General features: G+C 59.1%; 16 protein-coding genes. 9 read left to right on the forward strand and 7 right to left on the reverse strand.

What is annotated here, in order from left to right:
- From PSV43_RS24775 to PSV43_RS24805, 7 genes are all read left to right on the forward strand, one after another.
- Nucleotides 1–325, forward strand: a 325-nt coding sequence (locus PSV43_RS24775) for a hypothetical protein (RefSeq protein ID WP_300204061.1), incomplete at its 5' end; no start/stop codon positions are given.
- 36 nt (nt 326–361) lie between these two features.
- Entirely contained in the window at nt 362–1810 is a 1449-nt protein-coding gene (locus tag PSV43_RS24780; protein ID WP_300204064.1) for a GAF domain-containing SpoIIE family protein phosphatase, read from the forward strand.
- A gap of 30 nt (nt 1811–1840) precedes the next feature.
- Nucleotides 1841–2407 (forward strand): nucleotide exchange factor GrpE, encoded by a 567-nt coding sequence (locus PSV43_RS24785; RefSeq protein ID WP_300204066.1) that lies wholly within the window; start codon nt 1841–1843, stop codon nt 2405–2407.
- Nucleotides 2408–2425: 18 nt separating this feature from the next.
- The gene (gene dnaJ / locus PSV43_RS24790) at nt 2426–3577 is read left to right on the forward strand and encodes a molecular chaperone DnaJ (RefSeq protein WP_300204069.1); all 1152 of its coding nucleotides are present in this window, start codon (nt 2426–2428) and stop codon (nt 3575–3577) included.
- A 6-nt stretch (nt 3578–3583) separates the two neighbouring features.
- Nucleotides 3584–4486, forward strand: a complete 903-nt coding sequence (gene cyoE / locus PSV43_RS24795) for a heme o synthase (protein ID WP_300204072.1) — start codon at nt 3584–3586, stop codon at nt 4484–4486.
- A gap of 10 nt (nt 4487–4496) precedes the next feature.
- The gene (locus PSV43_RS24800; RefSeq protein WP_300204074.1) at nt 4497–5207 is read left to right on the forward strand and encodes an SCO family protein; all 711 of its coding nucleotides are present in this window, start codon (nt 4497–4499) and stop codon (nt 5205–5207) included.
- A gap of 3 nt (nt 5208–5210) precedes the next feature.
- On the forward strand, nt 5211–5645 hold the full coding sequence (locus PSV43_RS24805; protein WP_300204077.1) for a DUF420 domain-containing protein: 435 nt from the start codon (nt 5211–5213) through the stop codon (nt 5643–5645).
- A 137-nt stretch (nt 5646–5782) separates the two neighbouring features.
- Here the strand turns inward: PSV43_RS24805 and PSV43_RS24810 are convergent, their stop codons facing one another.
- From PSV43_RS24810 to PSV43_RS24835, 6 genes are all read right to left on the reverse strand, one after another.
- Nucleotides 5783–6091, reverse strand: coding sequence for a DUF3820 family protein (locus tag PSV43_RS24810; RefSeq protein WP_300204080.1), 309 nt, complete (start codon nt 6089–6091; stop codon nt 5783–5785).
- 85 nt (nt 6092–6176) lie between these two features.
- The gene (locus PSV43_RS24815) at nt 6177–7220 is read right to left on the reverse strand and encodes a 3-deoxy-7-phosphoheptulonate synthase (protein ID WP_300204083.1); all 1044 of its coding nucleotides are present in this window, start codon (nt 7218–7220) and stop codon (nt 6177–6179) included.
- A 34-nt stretch (nt 7221–7254) separates the two neighbouring features.
- A complete protein-coding gene (locus PSV43_RS24820) occupies nt 7255–8640 on the reverse strand; it encodes an amino acid permease (RefSeq protein ID WP_300204085.1) in 1386 nt (461 codons plus the stop codon).
- A 106-nt stretch (nt 8641–8746) separates the two neighbouring features.
- Nucleotides 8747–9127 (reverse strand): Hsp20/alpha crystallin family protein, encoded by a 381-nt coding sequence (locus tag PSV43_RS24825; protein WP_300204088.1) that lies wholly within the window; start codon nt 9125–9127, stop codon nt 8747–8749.
- A gap of 40 nt (nt 9128–9167) precedes the next feature.
- A complete protein-coding gene (locus tag PSV43_RS24830) occupies nt 9168–9605 on the reverse strand; it encodes an Hsp20/alpha crystallin family protein (RefSeq protein WP_300204090.1) in 438 nt (145 codons plus the stop codon).
- 380 nt (nt 9606–9985) lie between these two features.
- Nucleotides 9986–10759, reverse strand: coding sequence for a TerC family protein (locus PSV43_RS24835; RefSeq protein ID WP_345784695.1), 774 nt, complete (start codon nt 10757–10759; stop codon nt 9986–9988).
- 132 nt (nt 10760–10891) lie between these two features.
- On the opposite strand from PSV43_RS24835, the gene PSV43_RS24840 reads away from it, so the two are divergent.
- Entirely contained in the window at nt 10892–11914 is a 1023-nt protein-coding gene (locus PSV43_RS24840; protein WP_300204096.1) for an NAD-dependent epimerase/dehydratase family protein, read from the forward strand.
- A 122-nt stretch (nt 11915–12036) separates the two neighbouring features.
- Here the strand turns inward: PSV43_RS24840 and PSV43_RS24845 are convergent, their stop codons facing one another.
- The gene (locus tag PSV43_RS24845) at nt 12037–12174 is read right to left on the reverse strand and encodes a hypothetical protein (protein ID WP_300204098.1); all 138 of its coding nucleotides are present in this window, start codon (nt 12172–12174) and stop codon (nt 12037–12039) included.
- A gap of 142 nt (nt 12175–12316) precedes the next feature.
- On the opposite strand from PSV43_RS24845, the gene PSV43_RS24850 reads away from it, so the two are divergent.
- Entirely contained in the window at nt 12317–15025 is a 2709-nt protein-coding gene (locus PSV43_RS24850; protein WP_300204101.1) for a valine--tRNA ligase, read from the forward strand.
- Nucleotides 15026–15154 lie beyond the last annotated feature (129 nt).

A 15154-nucleotide genomic window follows, 5' to 3' on the forward strand; every position in this document is an offset into this window, starting at 1 on the left:
CCTTCGCGAATCTGGCGGTGGCTCCTTGAGCGTCGTCAACGCCAACCAGCGCAATCTGCAACTGCTCACCAGCCTTGGACTGGATCACATTCTGGAACTGGACCGTGACGGCAAGCTCTGGGAGGCCGAACGCAAAGTAGTCTGTGATGCGCTGCAAAATTGTGGTGAAACCACCGCCGAATGCAAAGAAGTGCAGACCCAGCACGTGCTCTCCGCTCATCTGGCCCTGGCTGATGTGAGCGAAGCCAATGAAAGCCGTTTTCACGATGTGATCGAATTTTTGGAAAAAGAGCTGGAGGCTGGCACATCTGCGATTCCCGCCTAGGCGCCACCCGGATGAGCCGGGCCGCCTTTTACAACCATGATCATCGCTCTCCTTGTCCTGATCGTACTGCTGATGACGGCGGGACTGGTCATGCTGGCGAAAATTGCACGTCAGCAAAAGCATGCCATCGCTGCGCTACGCGCCGAGGAGGAAGCCATCGTCGCCGAAGAACGGCGTATGTTTCATTATCTGCATGATCTGGGCGAGGCCATCTGGCGCGATGACCAGCAAGCTTCGATGTACCGGCTGATTGTTGAGGGAGCCATCCGCGTGACGCAGAGCACCGGTGGCGCACTCTACCTCTATGACGAAGCCTCGCAGCAGCTTGTGCCACGTCACTATTCCGACTTTTGCGCCCCTCTCATCAGTCTGCCCGAGCGCGTGCGGCTGCAGATGAAGGAGAATTCAGCCACTCTACTCAGTACCTTGCGCATGCATGCAGAAACGGTGCAGACGGGTCTGCTCGGCAGTGTTTTCATGCAGCAAAAGACAGAATTGCTGGCGGATCTCGGCACGGATACGCGCCTAGGCGAGCACCTGGTTACTTCCCAGCAAAATGTCACCGCCATGATCGGCCCCCTGAGCTTTGGCACTCGCAGGCTGGGGGTTCTGGCCGTCACTTCACCCAAGGATGGCCGCAGCTACAACGCCAATGACTTCGAGGTCTTCAACTCGCTCATTGAGCAGTCCGCTTTCGCCCTGGCAAATGCCATGTCGCACCAGGAAGCGGCGAAGAACCGCATGGATCAGCAGGAACTGCAAAACGCCAGTCAGATCCAAAAGGTGCTGCTCCCAGATCGCGATCCGGAGGTGCCGGGCTTCATCATCGCCGGCAGAAACATCCCCGCCCGCACTCTCAGCGGCGACTACTTCGACTATTTGAGCCTGCCCGACGGTCGTTTTGGCGCAGTCATCGCCGACGTTTCAGGCAAAGGCCTCGGCGCAGCCATGATCACCGTCATGTGCCGTACCCTCATGCGGGCCAAATCGCAGACCTCCGAATCTCCCAGCGTCGTTCTCGCGGCCGTGAACCGCCAGATCGCCCCGGACATCCGCGAAGACATGTTCATCACCATGTCCTACGTCGTGGTCGAAGAGGATGGCTCCAAGCTCACCATTTCGCGCGCCGGCCACAACGCCGCCCTTCTCTGGCGCAAAGCCACCGGCAAGGTCGAATCAATTCACCCCCCCGGACTGGGCGTCGGCATCGACAAAGGCGCGGTCTTTGAACGTGTCACCAAAGACGAAAGCTTCGCTATGGAAACGGGCGACTGCCTGCTGCTCTACACCGACGGCGTCAACGAGGCCATGGACCCCAAAGGCATCGAATTTGGCGAGGAACGCGTGGAGGAAGAACTCGCCAAACATGCCCCGAATGGGCCAAAAGCGGTCATCGGCGGCATCATCCTTGATTTGGAGCACTTTTTGAAGGGCCGGCGCTCCCATGACGACATCACCTTGATTGCTATCCAGAAGACGGCATAGTCGCGGCCCCCCAAAACACCGCGAAAACCTATGACTGAGCCGAGTCCCGATACGACCCCGCAACCCTTTTTTGAAGAAGTTCCCAACCCTGAAGCCGCCGCTCCCGTGGAAGAGGCAGCACCGCTGGATCCCATCACAGCACTGACCCAGGAAGTCGAACGCTGGAAAGACATGGCCTACCGCAGCCAGGCCGAGCTGGACAACTTCCGCAAACGCTCCGCCCGTGAGGCCCAGGAAACCCGCGCCTATGCCAATGGCGATCTTCTGCGCGCCTTGTGCCCCATCCTGGATAATTTCGACATGGGCCTCGAAGCCGCACGTCAGGAGTCTGAAAAGTCCATGGTCTTCATGGGCATGAGCATGGTGAACCGCCAGATTCAGGACTTTTTGCGCGACAGTGGCGCTCTGGAAATTGAGGCCCAGGGCAAAGTCTTTGACCCCAATCTTCACGAAGCCGTCGCCCAAGAAGCCAGCCCTACCGTCCCCGAAGGCACCGTGATCCGCGTAACCCGTCGTGGCTACAAGCTCAAGGACCGCCTTCTGCGCGCCGCCAGCGTCATCGTTTCCAGTGGTCCTACGGCCCCTCCAGAGGCGTAACCCCCTTTCTAACCAGCTATGGCCGACAAACGCGATTATTACGAAGTCCTTGGCGTCTCCCGTGACGTCTCCGGCGAGGATTTGAAAAAAGCCTACCGCAAGCTCGCGGTGAAATTTCACCCCGACAAAAACCCGGACGACAAATCGGCTGAAGGCAAATTCAAGGAAGTCGGCGAAGCCTACGACGTCCTCAGCGACGAACAAAAACGCGCCGCGTATGACCGCTACGGCCACGCCGCTTTCGCCGGTGGTATGGGCGGGCCTTCCGCAGGTGGTCACGATCCCTTCGACATTTTCCGTGATGTCTTCGGCGGTGGCGGAGGAGGAGGCATCTTCGAGCAGTTCTTCGGCGGGGCTGGTGGCGGAGGCGGCGGTGGCCGTCGTCGCGATGGCCCGCAACGCGGCAGCGACCTGCGCTACGGCATGGAAATCTCCCTCGAAGACGCCGCGCATGGCGTGGAACGTGAGATCGAATACGAGCGCAGCGCCTCATGCAAACCCTGCTCCGGCTCCGGCTCTACCAGCGGTGGTGGCAAAAAAACATGTCGCACGTGCGGTGGCGTCGGCCAGGTCATCAGTTCACGCGGCTTCTTCCAGATTCAGCAAACTTGCCCGGACTGCAGTGGCAGCGGCGAAATGATCAGCGACCCCTGCCGCAATTGCAGCGGCACCGGACGCTCCAAGGAACGCACCAAAGTACGCGTCAAAGTGCCCGCCGGCATCGAAGACGGCTCCCGTCTCCGTTCCACCGGCAACGGGGATCTTGGCGTGAAGAACGGCCCTGCCGGCGATCTCTACATCGTCGTTCAGGTCAAAGCGCACGAGATTTTCGAGCGCGAAGGCAACGACCTGCACTGCGACATTCCGCTTTCGTTTGGCACCGCAGCCCTCGGTGGTGAGCTCACCGTCCCTACCATGGAGGCCAAGGCTTCCGTCAAAGTGCCCTCTGGCACCCAAAACGGCACCACCTTTCGCCTGCGCGGCAAAGGTATGAAAATCCTCGGCGAAGACCGCTTTGGCGATCTTTACGTCCACGTGCAAATCGCCGTGCCAACCAAGCTCAATGCTGAACAGCGCGGAAAACTCGATGAATTCGCCAAATCCCTCGGCGAACAAACCTCCCCGATGGAAGAGACCTTCTTCGAGAAGGCTAAAAAATTCTTCCGCTAACCGCTCATGACTACCCGCGACCTGCTGACCCTGACGAAGTTCCGCCTCAGTGCGCTCGTCATCGTCACGACGTTTGTGGGCTTCTGGCTGCGTGCGCCCAAGGGCTTCGACTTCTGGCTGCTGTTTCACACCATCATCGGCAGCACGCTTGCTGCCTTCGGTGCGGCGGTGTTCAACCAGCTCATGGAGATCGAGCCCGACTCGCGCATGCAGCGCACGGCGGATCGTCCCCTGCCCTCCGGCCGTGTGAGTCCCTCGGCGGCCTTCGGCATCGGCTGGCTCCTCAGCGCCATGGCTCTTATCCATCTGACGATCCGGGTGAACATGGAGGCCGCAGCGCTCACCGCTCTCACCCTCGCGGTGTACCTCTTTATCTACACTCCGCTGAAGCGTCAAAGTGCCACCAACACTCTCGTCGGAGCCGTCTCCGGCGCACTGCCGCCTCTCATCGGCTGGGCCGGTGCCGCCGGGCCGCTGCCTGCCGGTGCCCTCCCGCATTTCCGCTGGGAGCTCATGGTCGAACCCGGTGCCATCTACCTCTTCCTCCTGCTGTTCCTCTGGCAGCTCCCCCATTTCCTCGCCATCAACTGGATGTATCGTGACGAGTACCGCAAAGGCGGCTTCGTCATGCTCGCCAACGATGATGAACACGGCGCCCGCACCTCAAAGCATGCCCTTGCCTACGCCGCCAGCACGGTCCTGTTGATGTTTTATCCGGTCTATGCCGGTGCCGCCTACGCGTGGTGGTTCCTGCCTCCTGCCCTGCTGCTTAGCGGCTGGCTCTGCGTGCTGGCTCTGCGCTTCAACCGACAGCCGGAACGGACGACGGCGCGCAAACTTTTCTTCTGCACACTGATGTATCTCCCCGGCATTCTGACCGTATCCATCATAGCCTGGAAGCACGCGTAACCGCACCGCCATGAACGAATCCCCTGCCAAGACCAAACTCAGCCCCTGGACGATCTGGGTACCCATCATCATCTCCGTACTCGGCATCGTCGTCTTTTACAACTACCTCATCTACCGCTCACGCATCGACAACGACGTGAACCGCCCGCCGATCCTCGGCCGCCTCGAAAAAGATCTCGATCTCACCGAGCGCAGCGGCAAGCCCGTCCACCTTGCGGATTTAAAAGGCAAAGTGCTCGTCCTCTCCTGGGTTTTCACCCGCTGCCCACGCGGCTGCGCGGCAGTCGTCGCCAAACTGAAAAAGCTGCAGGGGGAATTCGCCAACGAGCCCAACCTGCAGTTCGTCAGCTTCACCCTCGATGCCGAGGATACACCGGAGATGATGCAAAAATTTGCCCGCAGTCTCGACATCAAAGACGACGCCAACTGGTGGTTCGTAAACGGTGAAAAGGAAGCCGTGCGCAAGTTCATGACCCGCCAGGCCCAGTTCCGCCCCGTACAGGACATGCCCGAAGCCGACCGTCTCTCCCCGGACGACAAATACATCCACGACCTCCGCGTCGCCGTCATCGACCACCGCGGTCACGTGCGCAGCTTGGCCGACATTCTGAATCCCGACCCCGAATTTGCCAAATTTTGGGATGAAAAACTGCGCAAAGACCTGCACTACCTTCTCAACGAGCAGAAAAAAGCCCCCTACGTACCCGCTGCCTCGAATTAAATCATGGACGTCACCGAACTCCCCAAGCTCTACACGATTTTTAATGGCTGTGCGCTGGTGCACATTATCCTCGGTCTGACGATGATCAAGCTAGGCCACAAAAAGCCGCACATCGTCAGCATGATCATCGCCCTGCTGTTCTCCACCGCATTTCTCGGCTGCTATCTCTACTACCACTACCACGCCGGCCATGTAAAGTTCGCCGGCACTGGCCTCACGCGTCCGATCTACTTCACCATCCTCTTCACGCACATTCCCCTGGCTATTCTGACGCTACCGCTGGTCATCATGACCGTCGTCCCTGCGGTGCGTGAACGTTTCGACAAGCACAAGCGCGTGGCCAAATGGACCGTGCCCGTCTGGCTCTACGTCTCCTTCACCGGCATCATCATCTATCTGATGTGCTACGTATGGTACGGCCCCCCGATCCGCGCATAACGTAGGTCGGTTGTGTTTGGCGCAGAAGTTCTGCGCATGCTTCACAGCTCCCTCCGCCAAATCGCCCGACCACGAGCGCGTTCGTACGCCACAGCACCTCCCGCACGCTCAAAGTCGTACAGGCTCGCGCTACCGTCTCACTCCTCAAACTTCCACGATCTCCGCTTCGCCGGTTTGAGGTCCGTGCGCCCATACCTCTTCCGAAACACATCAAACGCAGTGTCGGATCCGTCCGCCTTCATCTGGTGCACCATCTGCAGCAGCACACCCAGCCGCCCCTTCGGAAATCCGGCCTTGTTCGCAAACCACCCCAGGTACTCCGCCGGAATATCATAAATCGGCACCCCGTGCGGTGGAAAATGCTGCGGCCCATATTTGCCAAACGGCATGAACGTCCGCCCGATCTCTTCCAGATCAGCGCGCATGCGTGCAGCAAGGTCGTCCATGATCAGACGATAACAGAATGATCTTCGCGGTAAAGAATGACGATTGAAATCCTAGCGCCGCAATAACGTGGAGTTTCATCATTCGTCATTTTAAACAGCCATGCGCCTCGCGCAGCAGCGCCTCCGTCGTCTCCCAGTCAATGCAAGCATCCGTAATCGACTGCCCGCGCGTAAGTTGCTCCAGCGGCTGCGGGAATTTCTGACTGCCGCCGACGAGATTGCTCTCCAGCATCGCACCAATGATGGCCCTCTGCCCGGCGGCACGCTGGCGCACGATTTCACGAAACACATCCGGCATGCGGCGGTGATCCTTGGCGCAGTTGCCGTGGCTGGCATCGATCATGATCGCTGGCTTGAGCTTTGCGGCTTCGAGCCCGTCGATGGTCTCCCGCACATCATCCGCACCATAGTTCGGCTGGCTCTCCCCCCCGCGCAAAATGATGTGGCAGTCTGGATTGCCACTGGTAGTGACAGCGGAGGCGATGCCTTCCTCACTCACACCAAGGAAGGTCTGCGGCTGCATCGCCGCCTTGATCGCATTGATCGCTGGCGTGATGTGCCCAAACGTGCCGTTCTTGAATCCCAGCGGCATGGACAAACCGGACGCCATTTGCCGATGCGTCTGCGACTCCGTCGTGCGTGCACCGATGGCGCTCCAACTGATCAGATCAGCAATGTACTGTGGAGTGATGGGATCGAGCAGCTCCGTCGCCGTCGGCAGGCCGAGATCCAGCACATCGCGCAAAATCTTCCGCGCCAGCCGCAGGCCTGCCGGAATGTCGCAGCTCCCGTCGAGCTGCGGGTCCATGATCAGGCCCTTCCAGCCGACTGTCGTGCGCGGTTTTTCAAAATAGACACGCATCACGATGCAGAGCCGCTCCTTCAGTTCCTCCGCCAGCGCGGCAAGCTTCCGCGCATACTCCAGCCCTGCCTCGGGATCATGGATCGAGCACGGCCCAAGGATGACGAGAAAGCGTGAATCACTGCCAAAGAGAATGTCACGAATCTCCTGCCGCGAACGGGCCACGAAGGCGGTTTGCGCGTCAGTCGGCGCGATGTCGCTCATCATGCTGCGCGGTGACGGCAGCGGAATGTTGGAGGCGATGTGGAGGTTGGCGGTCTGGCTCATGGGGAACCTTCCATAAAGCCGGAACCGGCCATCTTCAATCTTCCTGCACCACTGGATTCTTCGGCTTGAGCACCACGTATAGAACCAAGCTGACGACCACGATCCCCCCCGCAATGAGCGGAGCCGTTTGCTGGGTGGTATCAGGGCTGGTGATCGCGCTGTGAATGCGCGCATAGATGAGCGAGGCGCAGGTCAAGGCTCCGAGAAGAGGCACAATCATGGGCGGCTCAAAACCGCCCCTTGGCTCATCCGGGCGACGCTTCAGCACCAGCAGCGCAATGTTCACAATGGTGAAGACACTCAGAAGCAGCAGCACGGTGGATTCTGCGAGTTGTTTCACTCCGCCGCTGAGAATGAGCACCGCAACAATGCCAAAGAGCACGAAGACCGCGATGTGCGGTGTGTGGCGCTTGGAATGAATACGCCCCAAAATAGCGGGTAGCAGTCCCTGACGGCTCATGCCATAAAGCAGGCGTGAGCCCATGATGTAGTTCAGCAGCGCGGTGTTGCCGATCGCAAAAATGGTGATGCCCAGGTAAATACGATCAATGCCGCCCAGCCACGGAGCAGCCCTGTGCGCCACGTCCATCAGCGGCGTTTTGCTCGCCGCCAGTTCACGCCAGGGCACCACCGAAACTGCGGTGATCGCCACCGCCATGTAGATGATCGTGGCGAGGATCATCGCGCCGATCAGGCCAAAGGGAACGTTCCGACGCGGGTTCTTCACCTCTTCACTGACGTTCAGGATGTCTTCGAAGCCGATGAAGGAATAAAACGTCAGCACCGCCCCCTGCATGACCAGCGCCAGGGTGATGCCGGAGCCGGGACCGCCCGCCACCGTGTCACCCGCTGTTTCCAGGTAGTTCACACTGCCCCAGTACCGGACCCCGACCGCGATGATGAACAGCAGGCCGGAAGCTTCCACGACGGTGCAGAGGATGTTCAACCACATGCTTTCACGCAGGCCACGATAGATCACGCACCCCACGAGAAACACGATGCCGATGGCGACGAGCTTGATGTCGAGAGCAAACCCCAGCGCCTTTTCCAACTGTTCAGCAATGGCCTGTGCGCCGGTGGCCATGCTGGTGAGACCGCTCATCATCACGGCGAGTCCCACCACGTAACTGAGCAGCGGTTTGCGCAGACCCCTCTGTGTGACATAGGCCGCGCCTCCCGCCTTGGCGTAACGGCTGCCAACGCAGGCATACGACAGGCCCGTGAGCATGGCGGCGATCATCGCGGTCAAAAACGCGAGCCATACCGCATTTCCCAAGGAGTCGGCGGCGCGTCCGATGAGCGCATAAATCCCCGCTCCCAGCATCGAACCAAGTCCATAAAACAGCACCTGCCAGCCGCCTATTGTTGGCAGCAGAGAAGGCGGTGCGTCGGTTTTTGAAGAAAGGGCGGCGGGTTCCATACTGTGCTACTAGCCGAGAACGTGCCGCCCTGGAAGATAAAAAGCAGCCGCCCCCCGTCGCGTATTTCAGCGATGGGGCACGGCGTTATTTTCAAGCACTGGTCAATTACAGCACCGGGATCTGACGCGGCTTCGCCACTTCCTTGAGCGGCAGGCGCAGGGTAAGCACGCCATCTTCGAGCTTCGCGGTCATCTGGTCCTCATTCACAGGCGTGTTGAGACGCAGGCGGAGGAGGTAGCTGAGCGGTGACAGTTCACGATGAAGAGCCTTCATGCCTTCCGGCACAGTGCTGCTGCGTTCACCTCGAACGGTGAGGATGTTTTCCTCAATGTCGAGCTTCACGCTGCTTTTCGGCACACCGGGCAGTTCGACACGCACTTCATACGCGTCGGCGTTGCCATTGACGTTGTAGATCGGCTTGCGCAGGGATTCAGTGACGCCGGAGGTGGCGGGAGTACAGGTGCTAGGGGAACAGGTTGTATTCATGGTCGATTAGGGATGGTTTTTTTGCGTTGGGTTAATCAGTTCAGTTCAGGGTGATGGAGCGCGGCTTGCTGCGTTCTTGCTTCGGCAGGGTCACTGTCAGGATCCCGTCTTCGAGTTTCGCGGAGATGGCTTCAGTATTGACGCCATCAGGCACGGACACGGAGCGGGTGAGGCTGAAGGAGCTTTCCTTTTCGCCATCCTTCTGACGCTTTTCGGCGGAGATGGTGAGCAGGCCGTTGTTCAACTCGATTTTGACATCTTCCTTCTTCACGCCCGGCACTTCAAAGCTGGCGAAGTAGCTGTCTTTGTCTTCATGCACATCGACCGCCAGTTTGTCACCGGCCACGCCTGGGAAAACCTCGCCGAGGTTGCTGATGAAGCTACTCAAGGATGGCAGTCCGGCCAAAGGATGGCGGAACCATTCATCAAGGCCGGAAACACGATTGATGCTGAAGGGATGGGTGCGGATGATTTTCATGGTCTGGGTGGTTTGATTTGAGTTATGGGAGTTGGAATTTCGTTCCACCCATTACTCATGCATCAGCCGTGCCAGCCGCCATCCGTGCATGTGAAAGCCTTGTAGAATAAGGCCTCCAGCCCATTCGAGGTTTTTTAATCCAATCTCATCAAGAGACGTTTTGCGCCATAAAACTGGCACATATTGTCACTTCAGTGGGACATTTCGTGCCTGCAGACCTTTTCCGCAAAATGAACATCCTCCTGATCCGGCGCGTGCAGCGCCCCCAGTGGCAAGGAGAGTGCGTAGCATGTGACTTGAAAATGAAAGGTAAGCGTCCGACCCAGCCAATTAGGCCGCTTCGCCGCCGGACAAAGTGACAGGCCTTTTTGAAAACCGGCCTACGATTTGGCGGCGCTCTTCTTCGCCTTCAAATTCAGCATCTCCACCATCATCGAAAAGCCCATGGCAAAATAAACATAGCCCTTCGGAATCTCGAAATGAAACCCTTCACCGATCAAAGTGGTGCCGATGAGAATCAGAAAGCTCAAGGCCAGCATCTTCACCGTCGGATGGCGTGACACAAAATCGCCCACCGATTTGGCAAACAGCATCATGAATCCCACCGAGACCAGCACCGCCGTCACCATGATGGAAATATGCTTCACCATCCCCACGGCGGTGATGACCGAGTCGAGCGAAAACACGATGTCCAGCAATGCAATCTGCACCATCACCGCACCAAATGCGGCCCCTTTGCCGACGCTTTTTCGCACCTCTCCTTCAGGGTCACCTTCAATTTTTTCATGGATCTCTTGCGTGCTCTTTTTGATCAAGAACAGGCCGCCAAAGATAAGCACCAGATCCTTGCCGCTGATCGCATGATCAAACACCTCAAACAGCGTCGTCGTCAGCGACATCACCCAGGTGATGGACATCAGCAGCAGAATGCGCGTCAGCATCGCCAGCCCCAAGCCTATAAAACGACCGCGCGGGCGGTCCGCTTCCGGCAGCTTTTCCACAAGGATCGAAATGAACACGATGTTGTCGATTCCCAGCACGATTTCCAGCAGACACAAAGTCAGCACCGCCACCCAAGCCTCCGGGGTCACGACCCATGAAAAGTCGAACACGTTTAAATTGGCGGTTACAGCAGCGGCGGCGTTGGCAATCATCAGGAGGGCGATGGTAGCCAAAAAAACCAGTTCGGCAAATGCCGGGATGATTTTGCTGAAAGCACCTGCTCAGGTCACAGCTAACGCAGCAAAGACTTTTCCAATGGCGAAAATCCGTTCATACATGTGCGTATGCCGCCAGCCAGCCTCGCAGACCTCGAAGAACGTCTCAGCCGCCCCACGCCTGCTGTCATTGAGATGATGAGCCGGCTTCCCGGCGACATCATTATTCTAGGTGCCGCAGGCAAAATGGGTCCCTCTCTCGCCCGCATGGCGAAACGCGCCAGCGATGAAGCAGGCACACACCGGCGCGTCATCGCGGTCTCACGCTTCAGTTCACCCGGTGCCGCAGAGGAGTTCATGCGGCATGACATTGATGTCATCGCCAGCGATCTGCTGTCCGCCAACGCCGTCGCCTACCTGCCGCATGCGCCAAATGTCATCTATATGGCCGGCATGAAATTCGGCGCCACGGGCCAGGAATCCATGACATGGGCCATGAACGCATGGCTGCCCGGCCTCGTGTGCGAGCGCTACCACCGCAGCCGTATCACCGCCTTTTCCACCGGCAATGTCTATGGCCTGACACCCGTGGAACGCGGCGGCAGTCATGAGGAGGACGCGCTCAATCCCGCCGGTGAATACGCCATGAGCTGCCTCGGCCGAGAGCGCATCTTCGAGCACTTCAGCCAGACCCGCGGCACCCCAGTTTCTCTCCTGCGCCTGAACTACGCCTGCGACCTCCGCTATGGCGTCATGGTCGATATCGCACGCCAGGTCTGGAACAACGAACCGGTCGATGTGACCATGGGCTACTTCAACACCATCTGGCAGGGAGATGCGAACGCACTCTCCCTCCTCAGCCTCGCCAAAGCGCAAAGTCCTCCATGGGTCGTCAACCTCACCGGCACCGCCACCCTCAGGGTCCGCGAAGTGGCCCAACGCTTCGGCGAACTCTTCGGTAAGCCCGTCCAGATCACCGGCAAGGAAGCCCCCGACGCGCTGCTCAGTAATCCCTACCGCAGCTTTGTCGATCTCGGCGTCCCCTTCATCCGCGACGAAGAACTCACCGAATGGGTTGCCAACTGGATCTCCACGGGCGGGGAATCCCTCGGCAAACCCACCCACTTCGAGTCCCGTGACGGAAAATTTTAATGCATCGTTGAGAGCCTAAAAAGCGCCTTGAAGCAGCGGCGAATATGCCAGGACCAGTTCACGCTGGACATGGAAGGGCGTCAAGGCAGTTCAAAAAATCGCCCAGGAGTTCGACGCGCAGGTCAGCGACTGGAAGAAGAGCTCAGCACGCTGGCAGGCAGTGTGAGCAGGAGGACTTCAGGCGGGAGCGCACCGGCCTGCACTCCAAGAGCGTCGAACTCATCGAACCTCGACACCCGCGCTAGGAAGGAGAACGACATGTGAATTGCTGAGTGAGTCCCATTACCTACAGCTTCCTTCGCCAACCCGCCCGCCTCTCCAAGCCCCCCCTGCCATCTCTCCACGCTGAAACGCCTCCCCGTTTGCAAAACGGCGGCTTTCCCCCATCTTGCCTGCCCTTTTATGCCCGAACTCGACAAGACCTATTCACCTGCGGAAGTCGAAGCCCGCTGGTATCAGCGCTGGCTGGACGACAAATGTTTTGAAGCCGACCCCGCTCGTGTGAGCGAGACCCGCCCGGCCTACTCCATCGTCATACCCCCGCCAAACGTCACCGGCATCCTCACGCTCGGCCACGTCCTGAACAACACCATCCAGGACATCCTCGCCCGCCGCGCCCGCATGCTCGGGAAAGAAGTCCTCTGGCTCCCCGGCACCGACCACGCGGGCATCGCCACCCAGAACGTCGTCGAAAAGACCCTCAAAAAACAAGGCGTCATCAAGCACCGCGACGACCTCGGCCGCGAAGCCCTCGTTGCCAAAATCTGGGAGTGGAAAGAAAAGCACGGCGGCATCATCATCGAGCAGCTCAAAAAACTCGGCGCCTCCTGCGACTGGAGCCGCGAGCGCTTCACCTTTGATCCCGACTACAACGCCTGCGTCATGCGCGTGTTCGTCGATCTCTACAAAAAAGGCCTCATCTACCGTGGCAAGCGCATGGTGAACTGGTGCCCCTCCTCCCTCACCGCGCTTAGCGATGAAGAGGTCGTCATGAAGCCGCAGAACGCCATCATGTACCACTTCAAAGTCGAAGTGGTCGAAGCACCCGGCACCTGGCTCACCATCGCTACCACCCGCCCCGAAGTCATCCCTGGCGACACCGCCATCGCCGTGAATCCCAAGGACGAGCGCTACACCCATCTCATCGGCAAGCACGTCCGCCGCCCGCTGCCCCTCGAAAATCAAGCGCCACTCCAAATCATCAGCGACGAACACGTCGATTTCACCTTCGGCACCGGCGTCCTCAAAGTCACTCCCGCCCATGACAAAGCCGACTTCGAAATCGGCCAGCGCCACAAGCTTCCCGTCATCGACGTCATGCACCCCAACGGCGTGCTCAACGACCTCGCCGGCAAAGACCTCGCCGGCATGGAACGCTTCGCCGCACGCAAACGCGCCGCCGAACTCCTCACCGAAATCGGCAGCCTCGTCAAAGAAGAGCCCTATCAAAACAACCTCGGCTACTCCGAGCGCGCCGACGTCCCCATCGAAAGCCGCCTCAGCGAACAGTGGTTCCTCAAATACCCAAGCGTCAAAGAATCCCAGGAAGTCGTCGCCAATGGCGAAATGAAATTCCACCCCGACCGCTGGGCCAAAACCTACGACCACTGGATGACCGGCCTCCAAGACTGGTGCATCAGCCGCCAAGTCTGGTGGGGTCATCGCATCCCCGTCTGGTACAAAAAAGGCTCCGATAGATCCGCCTTAGCCGAAGGCTCCGTTTACTGCGGCACCGAAGCACCCGCCGACGCTGAAAACTGGGAGCAAGACCCCGACGTCCTCGACACCTGGTTCTCCTCCTGGCTCTGGCCCTTCGCCACCATGGGCTGGACCGGCAACAAAGAGCAGGATTCCACCAATCCAACCCTCCGCGCCTTTTACCCCACCACCGATCTCGTCACCGGCCCAGACATCATCTTCTTCTGGGTCGCCCGCATGATCATGGCCGGCTACGAATGGATGGGCGAGCTGCCCTTCAAGAACGTCTACTTCACCGGCATCATCCGCGACAAACAAGGTCGCAAAATGTCCAAGTCCCTCGGCAATTCCCCCGATCCCTTGGAGCTCATCGCCAGCTACAGCGCCGATGCCCTCCGCTTCGGCATCATGCGCAGCGCCCCGCTGGGCCAGGACATCGCCTTCGACGAAAAGAACGTCGAACTCGGCCGCAACTTCTGCACCAAGCTCTGGAACGCCGCCCGCTTCCGCCAGATGCAGGGCGGCATCACCGAGACCGAGATTAGCGCCGAGCTTCTCAGCAGCGATGACAAATGGATCCTCCTGCGCCTCAACACCGCCATCGCCGAAGTCACCACCGCACTCGAAGACTACCGCTTCAGCGATGCCACCGCCACCCTCTACCGCTTCTTCTGGAGCGAGTACTGCGACTGGTACATCGAGGCCTCCAAAGCCACCCTCCAAGGCACCGACGACAAGCGCAAAGCCAACACCCTCGCCGTCATCGACTTCGTCCTCAGCCACACCCTCCGCCTCTTCCATCCCTTCATGCCCTTCATCACCGAAGAGCTCTGGCACGGCATGGGTTTCAACACCGATCTTCCCGAAGATCAGGGCGGCAAAACCATCATGGTTGCCAAGTGGCCCAAGCCCCTCGATGCCGACGAACTCGCCTACTTCGGCATCCTCCCCGAAGACGAAAAAACCGCGAACGACAAATACGAAGCCGTCAATCTCGGTCGTGGCCTCAAGAGCACCTTCAATATCAACAAGCGTGTCCGCTTCGTCCTCAAGCCCTCACAGGAACTCCCCCCCCACGAGATCGAAGTCCTCCGCATCCTCCTCAACGCCGAACCCCTCGACGTCGATGCCACCTTCGCGCCCACTCAAGGCACCCCCAGCGCCCTCACCCCGCTAGGCACCCTCTTCCTCCCCCTCGATGGCCTCATCGATGTCGAAGCCGAGCGCGCCCGCATCGGCAAAGAAGTCGCCAAAGTCGAATCCGAGCTGGAGAAAGTCGTCGCCAAGCTCGCCGACGAAAAGTTCACCTCCAAAGTCCCGCAAAAAGTCCTCGACGAGCACAATCAGCGCAAAACCGACTGGCAGGAAAAACTCGCCAAGCTCAAAGAAATGATGTCCGCCCTCGTACAGTAGCCATCTCGCTCCCGTGAGATCGGCTCAAAGCGCGCCTACCCGCCCAGCCCCCACGAATCTCCCACCAGCATTCGTGCCCGGCTCTTGGAACCGCGTAGTAACTCCGCAAGCAATCAGTCATCAATTCAC

Source organism: Prosthecobacter sp., from assembly GCF_029946185.1.
Classification (GTDB): Bacteria; Verrucomicrobiota; Verrucomicrobiia; order Verrucomicrobiales; family Verrucomicrobiaceae; genus Prosthecobacter.